We start from the raw sequence: 18941 nt of genomic DNA, 5'->3' as shown, positions 1-18941 counted from the left end.
GTTTAAACTGGAATCCTATTAATACCTGTTATTTTAAGAATTTTGCCTAGAGTTAAATGTCTTGGTTCATCAACCCCGTTATCAATCCATAATTCTGCATAAGGATTATCTAAAATATCTTTTTCAGAGCTATAGTAAACAATCACCTCTCGATTGTCCGACGGTCTTACAACAACATATATAGGTAAACCATCTTTTTTTATTCCTCCAATTACAGTAGGAGCTAATTCTTGCCATTCTTCACAAGCGTACTTTGGATGTTTCTTTAAGTATTCAATAACATTAGTCTTAGCTCTACTAATTAAACCTTGAGCATATATAAACATTTCTTCTGTTGGTGTAGATGTATGAATAAATTGAGAAGCAAAATCGTTATCCTTCAAAGCTTCCTCAAGCTCTTTAAGCGATTTTACCCCTAAACTCACTAAAGTTTGTTCGGTAATTTGTATTTTAGAATTATTAGTAGAAATATTCTGAGCTAATTCCAGCTTTTTCCTTAAATCAGACACATCATTAGCACCGAAGTCCTTTAAGAGATTTGTTAGTTCTTCTGCTTTTTGAATTTCTTCACTCAATTCAGGGCTTGCCAGCTTTGAAAGAGGTATCTTACTTTTTAGAACTCGATATAAATTCTCTTTGTCTTCGATTGTATCCACCAATAGTTTTTCTTTTTTCCGATAAAGTTCGGTAAATAATTTTTTACCTGGATCTGGATTAGACTCAAACCATTCAGTAAGTTTTATAATAGCAAGCATTCTATTTTTGTCATTGTTGTCATCATCCTTAATCAAATTTTTGATGATTTCATTGGCAACATTTTGCATTGTAGTTGTGGTGTAGCTATACTCAAAATAGATGTCCTTGTGTATCAATCCTTTATAATAATTGTACCCAACTAAATATGCTATTTGTTTAAGTGTTTCATCTTCTATTTCATCTATTGAAAGCTCTTTACGTTTTTTAAATGCTCCTTCTTGATTCGGAATAAGTGTGTTGTTGTCAAAATAATTTTGTCCACCAATTTCATAGATAAACTCTATACAGTTGTTGAGCCAGACAAAGGATTCTTTATCATCTATCTCAAGCGTGTTAATTAATTCTGTAATATTGGCTTTAGCTTGTATATTTGCAACAAGCTCAGCGATATCCACCCTTTTGCAATCTTTCCAAATTAGTTTTGCCCATTTATGAATATGTTGTTTTGATGGCAGCTTATTTATTTTAAGATCAGATGAAAATTTCCAAATTTTCTCTCTGTCTTCTTCGTTTAAATTTGGGTCTGGGAAATAAACATCACCCAACAAAACTTTATCATTTTCAGTTTCTACAACTTTTGCCTTATAAATAAATTCCCTAATAGGTTTTTGAATAAAGTCTTTGTACCAGTTTTCATTAAAGTATATTTCATTTGTAGAAGGCATTTTAGTTTCGGCAAGATTATATAGATCAAAAAAATGTCCCTCTGAAACTTTAGAAATTAGATTTTTATACAATTCAACAGCATTTTCTAAAAGTTTCTGATTTTCTTTTACTTCTGTATTATCACTATCTTTTAGCCAAAGTCCATTTCTTTCAGTTTGTGGATTAAAAAAGAAGCTATTTACAATTACAGGAAAGTGAAAGTCCTCACTGCCAATAAGAGGAAAATCGCAAAATAATTTTGGAAAATTTTCTATGCTTTTAACTGAATAGCCTCTTTCTGTTTCTTCAATTTCGGTAGCAATCTTTACCTTATCATCAGACGCATATAAAATGAAAATATTAGTTTTCTTTTTATTTTTGTTTTTTGAAATAGGTACAACGAAACCATCTATCAACTCTTGATTCTTTTCAAAAATAGTAATATTATTCGTAGTATTATCTATGATTTCTACTCTGATAATTCTAGGAATAAATGCCAAAACAAAAGGAATTAATTTTGCAAATTCCTCGACACCAATTTTAGCAACTTTTTTTTGCTTTTCCTTTTCTAATTGATAACAAAAAGATGTGTTGAATTCATCTTTATCGTATTTAGCACCTATTTCTTTGACTGATTCCTGAAATTTCTGGAAGGAATTATTGATTTTAGGAATGAGTTGGGTTGTCGTCTTACCTTGTCTGTCCAATGGAAAATCAAACTTATAAAATTTATCATCTGCTGTTTGTACAATTCCTTTTATCTGAATTACTCTTGAAAGTAAATGTGTTGTCAAAAAACCTGTCCCAAACCTACCAGTTTTTTGGGTCTGCTGTCCTTCTTCAATTTCTTTGGAAGAAATTTGGTTTATTAGACCTCTTACGTCTTGCTCTGTAAAATGTGCGCCATTATGCCTAAACTCAACAGTATTTTCATCAAGTTGTATTTGAACAGATACCGTTCTCTCGTTATCTTCCGCTATGCTATCTTTGGCATTTTGTAGAAGTTCCCAAGCCCAACGCCCTTGATTATTGTCACTAGTTTGATCCAGCTCATCCAAACGCTTTATTATATTGTGTGCAATTGATCGGTTTCCATCCTCTTCTCTGCCATTTACAATTGACTGAATCATAAGCACCTTTTGCTGTTTTGCGAAATATTGACCCACATTTGGGGGACAAACACCTATGTGTAATATTAGCACGATCGCATAGCGTCATCGATCGCAGCAAATTCGATCGCCCCAATAACCCCGCCGCCGACATCTACCTGCAACTCGTCAAAAAAACACCAGTGCCCCAAATCCACAGAGGGCATCGCCCCAAAGCCTCACGGGACTCAAAATTTACTGGCAACTCCTAGACTGGGATAAACACCCATCCTCATCTTCTACGAAAACCCGATCGCCACTACCCAAGGTTTTAGCCAAACTTTTCTGGATGCCCTCACACGCTTCAAAGCTTGCCGCAATTTCTGCATATACGCATAAGTCTTAATCTTTACCATCCACAGATTATTAGCATTGCCACCTCCCTAGCAACCGCTAAAACGATCAGGACATTCTCGATCGCTCAAACAATTGCCTGGAATTGCATTTTCGCATCGACTTCTTCCTTCTGCTATAAACCCACTCAGAATGTTAATCACGCTAATTTGTCTAGTTTTTTATAATTGGTAAAAAGTTAAGCTTTTAAGCTTAACTTTTTACGGACTGATATCTAAGCAACCTCTACGAACACACCGCTGCGAGCAAACTCCTCTTCTTCAGGACTAAAGACTGGAGCTCGATCGACAAGATCGGGGTCAAAGTAATATGTCTCTTGTAAGAATTGTCCGGTGACGATCGCCTCCTCCAACTCCTTGATGTAATCTTGGGCAACTAAGCAAGCCTCCTTGATACCTTCATCATCCCTCTTATTTAACAGCTTTTGCAATGTTGCTCTCACCCCTGTCAGTCGTGCCGCAGGCTTGAGCATACCGTAGAGGCGGTACATCCGATCGGTGGCAATGCTGATGTGTTTGAGGGCTTTGGCTCGTGCTAGCTCAGAGTCAATGCTGGGCCAATAACGGGTGGTGTAGAATGCTTTCTCATCCTTGTGATACCACTCCTCCGATCGAGCAATCGATGAGGAGACAGTATTGTGCAGCTTCCAGAAGAATAAGCGCAGGGAATCGCCATCTACTACGGTGGACAGCTTTGCCTCCATTGATACCTCAAAGTTATTCAGAAGCGGGTCGCGCCCAAGCACAAGGTACTCTACAGGGTACATTTCCACCTCTTTATTCTGCACGACGTAGGCGTTGAGGTGGTGGCGGCAGTAGGGGCAGGGATACATAGTGGCAAACAGCTTGAAGAAGTCCTTGAAAATTGCCACCAGAGTTTTTTGCTGTTTGGGGGTCTTGGTAGAGACGATTTCAGCCGTAGTGTGGAAGAAACGCCACACCGCAGGGCCAATATAGTAAGGGAAGCTGACGCGCATTTGTGAATTCTTGATTTCACTGCGATCGATATACACATCGATGAACGACACATATTGCGAGAGTGCGCCAGACTCGCGCCCAAACTCCATGCGTTCGCGCCGTTTCTGTACCCCATTTAGGTAGTTGTGCGTCAAGCGCCATGCCTGTTGAAGCATCAGCTTCTGTTTTGGAGCGCATTTGGGAAAGCTTTCTGCAACATCCGCCCCATAGCGCCCAAATTCCCCTGACGTTTTAGTGGCTTCGTACCACTGGTTTAAAGCCGCTTCGTCAGGCACCGTGTTCAAGGGGATATCTGCTGCGGTACAGACGCTGAAGGCAGTCAGCAACTTCGGCATAAAGTCTTCATACCAATATGCCACTGGCATCATTGCACCATCAATTTTCTCTGAAGCATCCGAGACGATGACGCGGTTCCACTTCTTCAGGTAGTCTTTGGGGTCTCCCTCGGATTGGGCTGGTGGCGGTGCCATTTCCTCACTCAGCTCCATTTTCCGCAGTCGGTTGAGTTCGTTGATGGCAAGCACGCCCTCGGCGATGTCACGCAAGTTGAGACTCTTCTTTTTGATGGTGATTGCAAACTCGACTCCTGCGGCAAACTTCTCCTTGGCGCTGGCAGATTTACCCCGCGCCTCCAACATGGCTTTTTGTTCGACCAACATTTCTGGAGTTTTTTCGATCGTCTTCCAGTTCTTGATGCGAGCCTCTAGTCTGGCATATTCATCTTCGATCGACTTCACTACTGCATCCAGTACAGGGTTGCACGCAGACTCTACGATACCTAATCCTTTATAAAGGGCGATCGCAGTCCTGACAAATTGCACAAAATCAACGATTCTGTATGGCAAGTTTCTCACGCGCAGGTGAGTCTCGTGGTTGGCGGAGAAACTCTCGCGGAAGCTGCGGTAGGCTGCTCCCTGGATCAGACGAAACAAACCAATCTGCATCTGCAAGCGGGACGTACCGCGCTTATTCTCAGCTTGTGGGTGTTGGGCGAGTAGTTCTTTTAGCCTTGCTATTTCTGGATCGCCATCGGTGGGTGCTTCTTGTAGATTAGGTTCAATAGTTGCCGAAGCTGCCTCATTGATAGCAGTTGCTGTAGTTGCGATCGCAGCCGCTGTACTATCTGAAATCTCGGTTGTCTGTGTACTGACAATCGGAACGGGCGAGTCTTGATATCCGGTTGTGAGCTCTGACTCATCCGGTACCAGTTTGCAGAATTCCTTAAAGTCAATTGAGGCATCGCCGTCATGGTCTACCTCTTTGATGATCTCATCGAGCTCTTGCTCTGTGAGCCCAAACTGGCTCATCACGCCGTGCAGCTCGTCTCTGGTGATTTGACCGCTACCGTTTTCATCAAATACACTAAATGCCAGTTTGAGACGACTCTGGCGATCGCCCTGCTGGGACACCATCAGCATTTTGAATTCATCAAAATCGATACTGCCCGACAACTCTACGTCCACTTCCTTGATCATGTCGCGCAGCTCAGTTTCGTTAGGACTCTGGCCTAGCGATCGCATCACTTGACCCAGTTCTTCTGATGAGATACCACCGCTCCCGTCCGCGTCAAATACTTGGAAGGCTTCCCATAACTTTGCCACATCTTCTTCAGTCATGGCTTTTCTTTCAAGCTCCACAGATGTCATAACTAAATTTTCCCTGATTTTTTTTATTGGCTGTCTATTGATTATGACCAATATACTTTAATTTCTGATGACTTACGCAACGGTATTGTCAAATCCAAGGGGATTGCCGATATCTCCCACTTTGGCTTGTGACAGTCGATCTATCAGTTTGATATTACTCCCAGTAATTTTCCCAATCATCCTTAAAAGCTTCCCGTAACATCTGCATATACGCATCAGTCTTAATCTTCACCATCCACAGATTATTAGCATTGCGGCCTCCCTTGCACACAACACCTTCATCCACACCGTATTTCCCCTGGCGAATATCATCCATAAACTTGCCCGTCAGTTTGCCGCGATAAATCACTCGCGCAATATTTAATTTACCAAAATCCTGAATAAACCGATCGGGAACAACCATACCGCCCTCAGTTTCCACATCAAAAAGCACTAATTGTTTGCGATCTTTTTTTTGGTGCATTCCCGCAAACGAGCTAGCACCAAAAAACTCTGTAAACACAGTAATTTCAGCACAGTGATACTGTTCGTTCTCTCGAAATATAGACTCTAACGGACTAGCAAAATCTCTCTTAAATATTTCAGGTGCTGTTTCTAAACCTGGATGTGCAGCATTAAATTCTGCAATTCCCATTTCATCCAAATCAAATCTACTGCGGCGCGTACCAAAAGCATACCAACCGAGTTCAATTTCCCAAACCCAATGCAAATTAGTGCCATCGTACTTCTCAAAAGCTATACACTGTTCATTAGGGCAATTTTTACTATCGGGAATTTTGGGATATGCAAGCTGAATTCTTGTCATATAGAGGAAGGAAGAAGGAAGAAGGAAAGGGTTTTAACAGTTTCCCCCCTTCCCATTCTTCCCTAAAAATCCCTCAGTTGAGCAGTTTGAACGGCAAGTTCTTTAATCTGGACACCGCGGCGCACCTTCAGTTCGAGAATTTGACCGATTTTGCTATTTTCCACCAAATTTTGCAACTGTTCGGGTTCAGTCACTCCCTCACCGTCAATTTGAACGATGACATCCCCCTTGCGAACCCCTGCTGTCTCAGCAGGCGTATTTGGTACAACTCGCATCACTAACACCCCTTTGACTTCCGGCACAATTAAAGGAGCATTGGGGTCAGAATTATTCTCTCTGGCCATTTCAGGAGTCAAAGCAATCATCTGAATCCCCAAAAACGGATGGCTGACTTGTTCTCCCTTGGCTAACTGCGCGTAGATGGCCTTGGCTTTGTCGATCGGAATCGCAAACCCAATACCCATTGCATCGGCTCGAATCGCCGTGTTGATGCCAATCACTTCTCCTCTGCTGTTTAACAGCGGGCCGCCGGAATTGCCGGGATTGATGGCCGCGTCGGTTTGAATGAAATCGAGCCGCTTGTCGGGAATGCCGACGGCTGCACTGGAGCGTTTGAGGGTGCTGATAATGCCCAAGGTGACGGTGTTGTCAAATCCGAGGGGGTTGCCCACGGCGATCGCCCAATCTCCCACTTTCACCGCGTCGGAATCTCCCAAAGTGGCAGTCGGTAAGTCTAATTGCTTAGTATTAATTTTGACAACAGCCAAATCTGTTACTTCGTCAGTACCTTGCACTTCTCCTGGAAATGTCCTGCCGTCGTTTAAGGTGACAGTTACTCGATCGGCTTTGTCAACTACGTGAGCGTTGGTTAAAACAATCCCGCTTTTGTCAATAATGAAGCCGGAACCTTGACCGCGCAAGCGTTCTTGTCTGGGGGTCATGCTGCGCAAATCTTCTCCCAAAAATCTGCGGAAGAAGGGGTCTTCCATTAAGGGGTCGAGGTTGCGGCTGACAGTCCGCTCGGTATCAATGCGGACAACGGCCGGCCCGACTCGATCGACTGCCGCCGTCACAAAACTGCTGGTATCCGCCGGGAGTTCCGGGCCCCGCAGCGCTAACAGTTGCGGATTCGGGGCGGTGGGTGGGGAACTCTGGAACTGTACTTTATGCACGGCTGTTCCTGCGAGTTCCCGCAAGGAAGGCGGATTTTTGCCATCAGCGGCGGTAGCGGGTGCAGGATTGATTGCTAAAGCACTCAGGGCGATCGTCATTCCTAAAATTAGGGCGAACCAGCGATCGCGGGTGCGGGGTGCGGGGCGAAAAAACTTAAATAGTCGCATAGCGTCAATTTTTGTTAGTCTGGGTTAGTCTGGTAAAGGTGTGCGATGTGCGGACTCAATAATTTTCCGCTATGAAGATCCTAAATATATTTTGACCCTTACAATACATGAGTCAGGAGCCAGCACCAACTCAACATATTCTCAATTCTAACTTTTTCTAACTTTTAAATTTCCCTCGTAACCCCGATGATTATATCTGATACTTCTACTGACAAATCCTTGCCCTCAAATTCCCACCAGCATCACGGCGATAAATCAGCCCACCCTCACCTTCACGATGAAGAATCGATGCGGCGGCTGGTCAATCGCTTGTCTCGGATTGAGGGACACGTCCGCGGCATCAAAACTATGGTGCAAGAAAACCGTCCCTGTCCCGAAGTTCTCGTGCAAGTTGCTGCGGTTCGAGGCGCGCTCGATCGCGTAGCGAGAATCATTCTGGACGAACATTTAACTGAGTGCATTGCCAGAGCCGCGAAAGAAGGCAATATCGATACGGAAATAGAAGAGTTGAAAGCGGCTTTGGATCGGTTTTTACCTTAGCCGCTACCAATTTTTACACCACAACAAAACCTGCAAATTAGACAAAACTTGCAAGTGATATCAATTCCGGTTGCACGAGCGACATGATAGGTCGGACACGGCGCCGTGCCCTTGGACTACCCCGATTAATTGTAGGGACACGGCACTGCCGTGTCCTGACTGTGGGTAACATTAATTCCGATGCTACCGGATTTGATAGGATGATTTCTTGCCCATTTTTCAAGCATCTTTCACAAACGCAGGAAAAGCGTCACATCTTTTCCCCCTCGCCCCAATCGCCACAACACATAATTTATATGCTTCGCAGCTTATGAGAGCGAGTTTGCTTAAAAAAGAATTAGTTACAGCATATTCCAGGTTCATGAAGTACATTCAATATCCCCGTAGGGAAAAAGGCTTTCGCCGTGTCCCTACCTCTGCTATGTACCTCACATACCTGAAAAGTGCTGTAGGTTTATAGTGACGGCGGAAGTCCTCAAAAGCTTTAGAGGCTGACTCCAAACAATTAGACGATCGGTGATTAATCGGACGTGGTATGAAATGTCTAGACTTTCGTCAGCTTGGCTTTTAGCTGGTATCTGACTGTTGCGTAAACGGCTTTATAGGAAGCCTCAATGCTGTGTTCCTGTTGCAACCACTCTTGAATTTCTCCATAGCTTTTAAAGCCTTTCAGGGGGTCGCTCAGGCGCATTGCCAAACTAGCGCGGGCCAGAGGAGGAATCGCCGGCTTGCGGCCGCCGCTGTGCTTTGTTTCCAGGAGTCCTTCGAGTCCGTCAGAGCGGTACTTTCTCAGCCACCGCTGCACTGTAATTCGGTTGACCCCGATCGTCATTGCCAATTCTTTAACTGTCTTAACGTGACAAATTTTGAACAGATAAAGTGCTTGAATTTTTTGAAAGCCGCTTGCCGTTTTTTGTTCGGTTAACAGGCTTTTTAGTTCGTCAATTGTCTCTGTGATGCTAAGTTTACATACTCCAGCCATACCAATTACCTCACGATTCGCGCTCTACAATAACTTTGTTTGACAAGGGAGCAAAATTCGCTCCTATCCTAACTGCTCGCCTTTTGTTTGCCCTACAGCAATACAAAAGCGCTCTAAATTAAACTTTTTGTGTCCTGGACACACTCACACGCTCAAAAGCCTTTTTTTTACTGTGAGCAAGGGTTGCCACAAAGTATTTTGGTAAAAAAATCGGTTTCTGGGTCAGTTTTGTATTTGATGGAACAAACGTCATTGCTAATACTGATATCAGTTAACCGCTCGATTGCAATATTAGCTGCAATAGTTGGCTTTTAAGGAATACCATTTATTCTTTTTTGCTAAACATATATCATGGTTTTCCAGGTATTTATTGGTTGTTTTTGCGAAGGGATTAGCGATTTTCAGTCATTAGTTGCTAGCAGACAGGCTTGGTCTGTACACCAGCGATCGCACTTTTATACATACATACCCCTATTCCCAGAAGTGCATTTCTGGCTTTCGATGTGCGAGAAATCCTGAGACATCAGCACTCTCACCGGCCGGAGCGGGTCGCCCCGAGTGTCGCGCCGAGTGACGTTGCAACCGACTTTCGGGTCTAAAAGCTAGTATCTGTGAAACTACTTGCTCGATCGCTAGTTGAGTAAAACACGCGGGCAGTGGCATTGTCAATTTTTCAGCCTTACAGTAACACTATCAGCTATTTTTCCCTGCGAGTCGTGATCTAAACGGTGGTTTCTATGTGATACTACTAACATCCATTAGTGATCCTTGTCACACTCATACTCAGTAAAATCAACTATCTACAAAAAGTTATGGGTTCGATCGCACTTTCCACCCAGAATCCTTTGATTTAGTTAGGAAGTGCGAGCCATATTGTTGTTAAACATTTTAAATGTTAATTATAAAAAAAATGCAGCTTTGTCCTTCACTCTCCCCAAACAATCTAATTTATTCTCAAATTTTGCAGATTGAGGGAAGTCTCGCGCTGGGTGTGAATCATTGAGAATCTAAAATCTAAAATGGCCGAACATCCGGTGCAACCAGCTTGCTGACAGTATTCTTCATTTAAAAGGTGTAGAGAAGCCATAATGAACGTTGACGAACTGCTCAAGCTATACGCAATAGGAGAAAGAAATTTTAGCGGGGTCTACCTCCACGAGGTGTACCTCTACGAAGCAGACTTGATTGGAGCCAATCTGTATGAAGCCGACCTGATTGGAGCCAATCTCAGCAAAGCGAAACTCAACAGAGTCAACTTTGTCAAAGCCAATTTGTGCAAGATTAATTTGAGCAGAGCAGACTTAGGTGGAGCCGACCTCACAGAAGCACTTTTAGCTGAAGCTAATCTGAATCGAGCTGAGTTGATGGGAGCAAATCTCAGCAAAGCAGACTTGAGCGGAGCTTCCCTGATCCAAGCAAATTTAATTGGAGCCAACATATCTCGGGCAACACTCTGCGGTGCAGACTTGCACGGAGTAAATCTTTACGGAGTAAACTTGCGCAGGGCGGTTCTCACAGAATCAGATTTAATTGGGGCTAACTTGAGCAAAGTAGACCTCAGCGGAGCCGACTTAATGGGAGCGAGCCTAATTAGGGCAGATTTGACGGAAGCGATTTTAAGTGCGTCAGACTTAAGCGGGGCAAACCTGCTGGGAGCAAACCTTACAAAAGTCAACCTGAGCGGAGTTTATCTTAAGGGTACGACGATGCCCGACGGCACGATTCACGACTAATTTATTCGTTAATTTTTATGGTTGCCGAGAACCGCTGCTAAAGGGTAATGACTATTTCATTACCCTAATTTATTGGTAGCGAAGTGTTTATTTGACACTCAGGTAAGGTGCAGAACTTCAATTTAGGGTGCTGATGGCACACAAAACTCCTACATAGGGCCAGTCCAAAGATTTGTTGGTGAACTTGTGTTATGTTGATTTTCAATTGCTTCGATAAAAGCTATTTTAGATTTAATATTTTGGATTTGGGACGGTTAAGATGAAACTCAGAATCCTCGCTGCTGTAACGCTGCTGAGCGCGATCGCCCCGATCGCTCCTGCACCTGCCGAGAACATCCAACACACGCAACAATTACTAGCCACCCGACAGTGCCCCAACTGCGACCTCAGCAGTGCAGGTCTGGTTTTAGCCAATTTAACAGGAGCCAATCTCAAAGGTGCTGACTTGAGGCTGGCTAACCTCAGCCGGGCTAACCTCACGGGGGCTGACCTCAGCGGAGCCAACCTCAGCGGCACCAGCCTGTTTGGCGTCAACCTGACGGGGGCCAACCTCAGCGGTGCCAACCTCAGCGGTGCTGACTTGAGAAGTGCCTATCTGGGCGACGCGAATTTGGTCAACGCCAATCTAACTAACGCGCAACTGCTCGGAGTTAGAGGAATGCCAACTAATATCGGCACCGCTGAGGATTTCTATCGGTTGGGAGTGCAGGAAGCTCAAGCGGGAAACTACAGAAACGCCATTGATTATTACAATCAAGCCCTGAATCTGAAATCGGATTTAGCCGCCGTTTATTTTGCGCGCAGTATGTCTCGCGCTGACTTGGGAGACTTCGCCGGCGCGACTCAAGACGCAGTTCGAGCAAACCAACTCTTTGCCGCTCAGGGAAATCCCCAAGGTCAGGATTTGTCAAAGCAGTTAGCCGAAGCCATTGTGGCGCGCCAAAAGCCTACGGAAGCCCGCACTGCCAGCCGCGGCGACTTTATGAATCTTCTGGGCTCGATCGGTTCTGTTCTGGTGAAGTTGATCTTGCCTTAAAGACTTGTGAGTGATGGAATGGCTACTTTGAAAAACAACGATCTGATGATTGCGATTCAAGCTTGTCCAGAACTAAAAGCTTTTGTGAATCGAATTATCTCTCTCTGCCATGAAGAGAAAATAATTTCTTGATGTTCGATGTTAGAGCCAAGACTTCTCAAAGAAGTCGGGTATCTGGGTGTTCAGTTTTTTAGGTTGTTGTACTTAATTCAGCGGAATCTCGATCCAGAACTCTGTACCGTGACCGGGTACAGAAATAAACTTGAGTACGCCTTGGTGTTTTTCAACTACAATTTGGTAACTGATGGACAGTCCTAAACCCGTGCCCTGACCGACGGGTTTAGTAGTAAAAAACGGATTAAATATGTGAGAGATTAACTCTTTGGGGATGCCGTGACCGTTGTCGGCAATGCAAATTCCTACCGTTATTTCATCGATCAATTCCGTGCGAATTCGAATGCAAGGAGATGGGAAATCAGGAATAAAACACTCGGTGGTGGCATTGATATCTCCTGACTCGACAGCCATTTTTTGGGAGCTTAAATGTGTCGCCGCTGCACTTGCCACTTTCAATGGAAGATTCATAACTCGCTCTTTTTGTCCCATTTCTAGGGCGTCAAGGGCATTGCCGATCAGATTCATAAATACCTGATTGAGCGAGCTGGCATAGCATTCTACTAAGGGCAAATTGCCGTATTCTTTAATGATTTCTACGGTGTCGCGATCGGACTTGGCTTTGATCCGGTGCTGCAAAATCAACAGGGTACTGTCGATGCCCTCGTGAATGTCAACGGCTTTTTTCTCGGCTCGATCGCTCCTAGAAAAATTGCGCAAAGATACAACTAACTGGCGGATGCGGTCAACTCCGACTGTCATGGAACCCAAAATTTTTGGCAAATCTTCGGCAAGAAATTCGATGTCGATCGCTTCGGAGCACTCGCTAATTTCTTGGTTGGGATTGGGGTAGTGCTGGCGGTAGAGTTTCACCAAGCAGAGCAAATCTTTGGTGTACTCGCTGGCGTGGGACAGATTGCCGTAGATAAAGTTAACGGGGTTATTGATTTCGTGGGCTACTCCCGCCAGCAGTTGTCCGAGACTGGACATTTTTTCGGTTTGAATCAGTTGGGCTTGGGTATTGTGCAATTCTGTGAGGGTTTTAGCTAGCTGTTCGGCTTTTAATCGATCGGCAGTTGCTGCATTGAGACTTTCTTGATAAAGTTCTGCTTGGTGAATGGCGATCGCAGCTTGAGCCGCTAAATGTTGCACCAATTCCTGTTCTGCTGTTTGCCAAACTCTGGGCCCCGAACACTCATGGGCAATCAGCAACCCCCACAATTGGGAATCTTTGCCCCTCATGGGCACAATTAAACTTCCTCTCACCTGCAAATCTTCCAAAAATTCACGGTGACAGGGTGTTAAATTCTCAGTATAAATATCATTAATTGCTCGCACCCGCCCGGTTTGAGAAAAGCAGTCTGAGCCTTCGGTAAAGCATTCTTGTGGAGATGTGATACCTAAAATTGACCGCCACTGGCCGCAAACAGCTTCGACAACTACCTCGCCCTGTTTGTCTTCTGCAAACTGGTAGATTACCGTGCGATCGGTATCCAACAAAACTCTGACTTCTCGCACAATAGTTTGCAGTATGATTTTCAAATCCAATGTGCTGCGAATCTGGTCTCTAACTCGCGTCAATACTTGAGCAAAGTCCAAAGATTTTTGCAATTGGGCGGTGCGTTCTTGAACTTGACGCTCCAAGTTGGCATTTAGGGCTTGCACTTCTTTATAAAGAACGTACTGCCCAATTGCCGCACAAAATTGGCTGCCTATAGCTAAAGCTTGCTCTATCTCCTCCGACTTCCACTCTGGTGACTGACCTTTTTTAATCTCTCGCCAGAGTTCAAAGGATTGTCTGGGAAGCCTTTGTGCAGCGCTGCTATCAAAGCGCCCCGCCCACATTTTTTCGGTATCAATTTCATTGCGAAAAATGGTCAAACAGCCGACTATTTTTTGTTGGTAGTGGAGTGGAATTACCAGCAAACCCCGAATTTTAGTAGTTTGGAAAGCGGGAACTAAAACTCTAAATAGAGGTTCTTTGTATAAGTCGGTAATTATCCAAACTGGAAATTGAGAATTAGTAATAATTGACAATTTGGGAATTTCTTCGGTATTTTGGAATCCTTTGGTTAGCCATTGCTGCCAGAGGGGATGAGCTTCGATCGCCTTGACTATTTCGCAGTCGGGAAGTGTGGGTTGTTCTCCTGTGGCGAACAGTTCAAAGGTAGCATCACTTTGAGCAGGGGCAAGGGAAAATGCTCGATCGATCTTGGGAAGCGATAACTTTTCACCCTTAATGTTCGGGGGGTTGAGATAGAGTCTGCCGCCGCTGCCGCCCAAAGCCGTGACGGTGGCTTCTAAACCTTGTTGCAGTTGAATGTTAGCGTGACCGTACAACAGGGCTGCTATGCGGCTCACGGTAGCTTCCCGGGTGGCTTGAGAGCGGGTTTGCTGGAGGAGGAGCGCGTGGGCGATAGCACTAGACAATTGATCTGATACGAGCTGAACTACTTCTAAATCTGCTGGTGAAATATTGAGGGGGGCACAGTCGTGAGACACTAAAAGTCCCCACAGTTCGATGTGAATTTTTTGATTGTTTCCTGGCTCGTATCGAGTCAGGCACTTCGGGGCATCGCAGATATGTGTGTTGCTGTTTTCCGACGCGATCGTGCGGTGCAAAATGGGGACGACTAAGGAAGATTGCACTCCCATTGCCATCAGGTAAGCTGTGTGGCAAGGATCGAGCGCTCGGTAGTGCATCTCTTCCTTTACTAAAGGTTGACCGGTGTCTGCAGCATCGAGGGGACTCAGGACGATCGTCCCGGAGTTAACATCTATGATTGTCCGCAGGCGCATACTCACATACATCTCCCGGGCGTGTGCGGGAATGTCGTCTGCTGGAAAGTGCAGGCCTTTCAAGGAAGGGAGACGGTTGTTATTAATTGATTCGGCAACAACTTCTCCGCTGCAGTCGGCACTGAACCTGTAAATCATGATGCGGTCTGTTTTCAAAAAAGACCGCACTTCTACTACCGTACTGGTTAAAATTTCTTCTAATTCTAAAGATTGGCGGATGCGTTCAGTTATCCGCCGTACCAAAACTTCTCTGTCTAGTTTATGATGTAATTCTTGCGTATTTTCTGTGAATTGCATAATAAATCTCCTTTTGTAATTATACAATGATAATAAAAAGTTTTGATGTGCTGTTGGAGCGCTCAAACTCAAATGCACCACCCTGAGTTTTTGATTCAACCGATCTGTACAATTAATCTGCTGCACACTGGTTAGAGACTGCGGTGTATCGCCTCTGGCGCGCTGGGGTAAGAAAAATCTGCGATCGCGCCGGTTTAGTCCTTGCCTTCAACAGGCATAGCGACTCAACCCAATCATAATTATTATTTTAATCCTGTTATAAATTTCTCGCAATCTTAAACTCTCACTATCGGAATTATTGATTGTTAGGATAAGTTGACATTTGTTGGGATAACTTCATATAATGAGCATTAACGAAAGAATTTGAGTTTTATTAGCTCCCCCGGCGCTGAAAAATTTCGCTGCGCACGCTCATCAGAATTTTACCCAAATGATTTTGGCCGGTTCGATCGCACCCGCAGCCCCAGTAGTAATCCGTTGGCGAATCCTCCACAATCACTCGATCCCCTGTGGCGAGAAGAATAGCTTGAATGTCTGTATGAGCGAGAAACTTAGTTAAAACTGCTTCGCGCATAATGGGAATTTTCACCGCTTCCCAATCAGCGCGAATCCGGTGGTTGGGATCGCGACCTAATTTGGCGGCTTCTTGGGGAGTTGCTACGGCTTTAATCGCCGCCACTAATCTTTCATCAGCGCTACCGACAAATTTTTGGGCTTGATAGTAATGTTCCACAGTCAACCAATCTTGACCGTGCAGGTAAATGTCGTGTAGTGAAAAATTAGAAAAGCAGCCGTAAGGCTTTTCTAATTTATAAAAATAAATTATCATTAGATTTTAGATTTGAGATTTTAGATTGTACAGGATTTACGCAGAACCTAATTATCTAGGGTGCTTAGGGGCGCACCTGACTTTACAAGATTTACGCAGAACCTAATTATCGAGGGTGCTTAGGGACGCACCTTACCGCTATTGGGAATGAGGAATTGAGAATAAGGAGTTGGGATTTAAGAATATTCTCTCTTCTTTCTTCCTTCTTTCCTCTTCTCTCTACCTTCTGCCCTCAAAATCCATCCGTTAAATCCGTTGCCGAACTTCCTTCGTTCTAAAACGGCATCAGCTTTTTAAGAGGGGGGTTAGCGATATGGGCATAACGCAGTTCGCGGCACAAAATTTTGCTCGTCAACTGAGTTGCGATCGGCAATTTGACGCCCGCTCGGTAAGCACATCCAGTAAACTGATAGAATGCCGCAGCCAAGCGTCGGCCCAAACCATATCAGTTCCCCATTCTTCGGCGATCGTTTTAGTGTACTGCGACGCTTTGCGTCGCCGGCGCCTCCAAGAGCTCGATCGATCGCCTGAGCCGCCTTAAATCCGCTAAATATGGCAGGTCGAATCCCCTCACCGGAGAGGGGGTCGGCGAGACTGGCGGAGTCTCCTGCGAGCAGCGCCTGAGAGCGAGTGCAATTTGCGATCGCCATCCCCCAGACTCATGGGGTGTTCCCGCAGGTTGCTGACACTAACATCCGCACCGCACTTAGTTGCGCAATCGGTCAAAATTTTCTCGATATCTTTTGGCTTGTCGCCGCGCATCGCAGCAATACTCAAAGAGTAGCCGTCAGCTTTGGGAAAGCTCCAGATAAAACCTTTTTTAATAGTACCAAAATCGAAATTGATGGAATCGCCCTTGATTGAGCGAGTTTCTAAACTTGCGCTCAAACAGAGTTTTGGTTCTTTCAATCTGAGCCACTTAGTCATCGGCCCGCCGTCCGCGTCAGCAGCCATCAAATAGTGGCCGGAAACGGGTTTTGACTTAGTTTTTACTTTCCAAATATAATTCTTAAATTCAATTCCTTTAACTTCTGTTGAGTCTCTAAGTTCCGCACCAGTTTTTTGAGCTTGTTTAATTAAAAAATCGTCAAATACATCTCGCTGTACGATCCGCATTGGCGAATCTATCTCAACTTCCACCGGGTATCCCATTTTCCAGGTGTAGCTAATTTTGTTAGCTTTCAGAGAACTAGCTGGCGTCAGGTCAAAAGCCAGCCATTGGGCGATCGCCCCAGAAACGCCGCCGCCACAAGGTTTATTGCGAGGCACAGACGCTTTTTCTAGTACCAAAACAGAACGTCTCTGCTTTGCCCGGTGATAAGCTGCTGTGCTGCCTGCCGGACCTGCACGGACAATAATGCGATCGAACATTTGTGGTAATGGGTAACTGGTAATGGGCGATCGGTGATGGGGGCATGGGGAATTGGTAACTGGTAATTGGTAACTCTTGAAGTATTAAATCTTGAGTTTTTAACTCACAACTCACAACTCATCGAGCGTCTGGGCGTTGTTCGCGACCGGATCTGGGCAATCTCAAAACTATTCCTATTCCCCATACCCAATTTCCCATTCCCTAAACTGTCGTGATATCTTTCTCTTTCGCTGCCAGAACTTCTTCTATTTTGGCAATGTACTTGTCCGTCAGTTTTTGAATTTTATCTTGCAAGTCCCGGGATTCATCTTTAGAGATATCGCTGCTTTTTTCCTGCTTGCGAATCGAGTCAACGGCATCGCGGCGGATATTGCGAATTGCAACTTTACCTTCTTCGGCAAACTTCGCGGCCATTTTGACAAATTCTTGGCGTCTGTCGCTCGTCAGCGGCGGAATGTTCAAGCGAATAACTGAACCGTCGTTGTTGGGAACGAGTCCTACATCTGACAGGGAAATCGCTTTTTCGATCGAGTTGAGCGCTGTGCGATCGAACGGTTGAATGTTGATCGTAGTCGCATCCGGCGTGCCGATATTGGCAAGGGATTTGATCGGAGTTGGAGAGCCGTAGTAGTCTACCATGACTCGATCGAGGAGAGAGGCGTTTGCCCGTCCCGTCCGAATAGTATTAAAAGACCGTTGAGTAGCCTCAACTGCCTTTTGCATATGATCTTCTGATTCAGCTAACTTCACAAAAACCTCCGACAAGAGTTCCAATAGATTCTCCCATTACAGCTCGGTAGATGTTGCCCGACACCGAGAGGTCAAATACCATAATAGGAATATTATTTTCTTTGCACAGGGCGATCGCGGTACTGTCCATCACCCGCAAGTCTTGATTTAAGACGTGGGCATAGGTGAGGGTTTGATACCTGCGCGCGTTGGGGTTGATGTGGGGGTCAGAATCGTACACCCCATCTACCTTAGTAGCCTTAAAAATCACCTCTGCATCAATTTCAGCCGCCCGCAGTGCGGCTGTAGTATCAGTAGTAAAAAAAGGATTGCCAGAACCGGCACCAAAAATCACTACCCGTTTTTTTTCAAGGTGGCGAATGGCCCGCCGCCGGATGTAGGGTTCAGCTACTTCTTGCATGGCGATCGCCGATTGCACCCTCGTTGGCACTCCTGCTTGTTCCAGGGCATCCTGCAAAGTGATAGCATTCATCACCGTAGCAATCATGCCCACATAATCAGCCGTTGCCCGATCCATCCCTGCTGAAGCAGCTTTCACCCCGCGAAAAATGTTGCCGCCACCGACAACAATCGCGATTTGAATGCCTTCGGACACGACTTTGGCTACTTCCTGGGCGATCGACCCAACGACTACCGGATCGATCCCGTAGCCCAGTCCACCCATCAGCGCTTCACCGCTGAGCTTCAGCAAAACTCGCTGATATACCATCCCCATGTCGCCACTATTTTTTTACTCTTTTTGCCTCCACCATAAGATAGCAGTACGGGTGCATTTTGAACATCAATTGCCCAGAACAGGCATCCTGCTTGTGGTGCTG

14 protein-coding genes are annotated in these 18941 nt (G+C 45.1%); 4 read left to right on the top strand and 10 right to left on the bottom strand.

Translation table 11 applies throughout. The features are described 5' to 3' along the window. Nucleotides 1-2: 2 nt before the first annotated feature. The 4 genes from QUA02_RS00405 to QUA02_RS00390 all read right to left on the bottom strand — a co-directional run bounded on the left by QUA02_RS00405 (nucleotide 3) and on the right by QUA02_RS00390 (nucleotide 7671). Nucleotides 3-2531: a sacsin N-terminal ATP-binding-like domain-containing protein gene (locus tag QUA02_RS00405; RefSeq protein ID WP_333024413.1), complete on the bottom strand. Its 2529-nt coding sequence runs from the start codon at nucleotides 2529-2531 to the stop codon at nucleotides 3-5. A gap of 586 nt (nucleotides 2532-3117) precedes the next feature. Next, entirely contained in the window at nucleotides 3118-5526 is a 2409-nt protein-coding gene (locus QUA02_RS00400) for an EF-hand domain-containing protein (RefSeq protein ID WP_333024411.1), read from the bottom strand. A 154-nt stretch (nucleotides 5527-5680) separates the two neighbouring features. Further along, nucleotides 5681-6331, bottom strand: a complete 651-nt coding sequence (locus tag QUA02_RS00395) for an RNA ligase family protein (protein ID WP_333024410.1) — start codon at nucleotides 6329-6331, stop codon at nucleotides 5681-5683. A 62-nt stretch (nucleotides 6332-6393) separates the two neighbouring features. After that, the gene (locus QUA02_RS00390) at nucleotides 6394-7671 is read right to left on the bottom strand and encodes an HhoA/HhoB/HtrA family serine endopeptidase (RefSeq protein ID WP_333024409.1); all 1278 of its coding nucleotides are present in this window, start codon (nucleotides 7669-7671) and stop codon (nucleotides 6394-6396) included. Nucleotides 7672-7857: 186 nt separating this feature from the next. Here QUA02_RS00390 and QUA02_RS00385 point away from each other — a divergent pair, with 186 nt between their 5' ends. Next, complete coding sequence (locus QUA02_RS00385) at nucleotides 7858-8211, top strand: metal-sensing transcriptional repressor (RefSeq protein WP_333024408.1); 354 nt, start codon at nucleotides 7858-7860, stop codon at nucleotides 8209-8211. A gap of 544 nt (nucleotides 8212-8755) precedes the next feature. Here QUA02_RS00385 and QUA02_RS00380 read toward each other — a convergent pair. Further along, a complete protein-coding gene (locus QUA02_RS00380) occupies nucleotides 8756-9193 on the bottom strand; it encodes a helix-turn-helix domain-containing protein (RefSeq protein WP_332978511.1) in 438 nt (145 codons plus the stop codon). A 1088-nt stretch (nucleotides 9194-10281) separates the two neighbouring features. Between QUA02_RS00380 and QUA02_RS00375 the strand changes: the two genes are divergently transcribed. Together QUA02_RS00375 and QUA02_RS00370 are read left to right on the top strand one after the other, a co-directional pair. Further along, nucleotides 10282-10926: a pentapeptide repeat-containing protein gene (locus QUA02_RS00375; protein ID WP_333024406.1), complete on the top strand. Its 645-nt coding sequence runs from the start codon at nucleotides 10282-10284 to the stop codon at nucleotides 10924-10926. 259 nt (nucleotides 10927-11185) lie between these two features. Further along, complete coding sequence (locus QUA02_RS00370; protein ID WP_333024405.1) at nucleotides 11186-11962, top strand: pentapeptide repeat-containing protein; 777 nt, start codon at nucleotides 11186-11188, stop codon at nucleotides 11960-11962. Nucleotides 11963-12166: 204 nt separating this feature from the next. On the opposite strand, the gene QUA02_RS00365 is transcribed toward QUA02_RS00370, so the two are convergent. Then, nucleotides 12167-15172 (bottom strand): GAF domain-containing protein, encoded by a 3006-nt coding sequence (locus QUA02_RS00365; protein ID WP_333024404.1) that lies wholly within the window; start codon nucleotides 15170-15172, stop codon nucleotides 12167-12169. 373 nt (nucleotides 15173-15545) lie between these two features. After that, the gene (gene ybiA / locus QUA02_RS00360; RefSeq protein ID WP_333024403.1) at nucleotides 15546-16001 is read right to left on the bottom strand and encodes a riboflavin biosynthesis intermediates N-glycosidase; all 456 of its coding nucleotides are present in this window, start codon (nucleotides 15999-16001) and stop codon (nucleotides 15546-15548) included. 313 nt (nucleotides 16002-16314) lie between these two features. On the opposite strand from ybiA, the gene QUA02_RS00355 reads away from it, so the two are divergent. After that, nucleotides 16315-16542 carry a hypothetical protein gene (locus tag QUA02_RS00355; RefSeq protein WP_333024402.1) on the top strand — a complete coding sequence of 76 codons (228 nt, stop codon included), beginning with the start codon at nucleotides 16315-16317 and terminating at the stop codon, nucleotides 16540-16542. Nucleotides 16543-16571: 29 nt separating this feature from the next. Here the strand turns inward: QUA02_RS00355 and QUA02_RS00350 are convergent, their stop codons facing one another. The 3 genes from QUA02_RS00350 to pyrH all read right to left on the bottom strand — a co-directional run bounded on the left by QUA02_RS00350 (nucleotide 16572) and on the right by pyrH (nucleotide 18838). Then, nucleotides 16572-17372: a geranylgeranyl reductase family protein gene (locus QUA02_RS00350; protein WP_333024401.1), complete on the bottom strand. Its 801-nt coding sequence runs from the start codon at nucleotides 17370-17372 to the stop codon at nucleotides 16572-16574. Nucleotides 17373-17574: 202 nt separating this feature from the next. Beyond that, nucleotides 17575-18123: a ribosome recycling factor gene (frr, locus tag QUA02_RS00345; RefSeq protein ID WP_333024400.1), complete on the bottom strand. Its 549-nt coding sequence runs from the start codon at nucleotides 18121-18123 to the stop codon at nucleotides 17575-17577. Further along, nucleotides 18110-18838, bottom strand: a complete 729-nt coding sequence (pyrH, locus tag QUA02_RS00340; RefSeq protein ID WP_333024398.1) for a UMP kinase — start codon at nucleotides 18836-18838, stop codon at nucleotides 18110-18112. The genes frr and pyrH overlap by 14 nt, the downstream gene beginning before the upstream one ends. Between the last annotated feature and the right edge of the window lie 103 nt (nucleotides 18839-18941).

It is taken from the genome of Microcoleus pseudofavosus SVA1_A4 (assembly GCF_036700565.1).
GTDB lineage: Bacteria > Cyanobacteriota > Cyanobacteriia > Cyanobacteriales > Microcoleaceae > Microcoleus.
The sequence above is the reverse complement of the archived record's forward strand: the minus strand, read 5'-3'. Positions and strand labels throughout refer to the sequence as shown.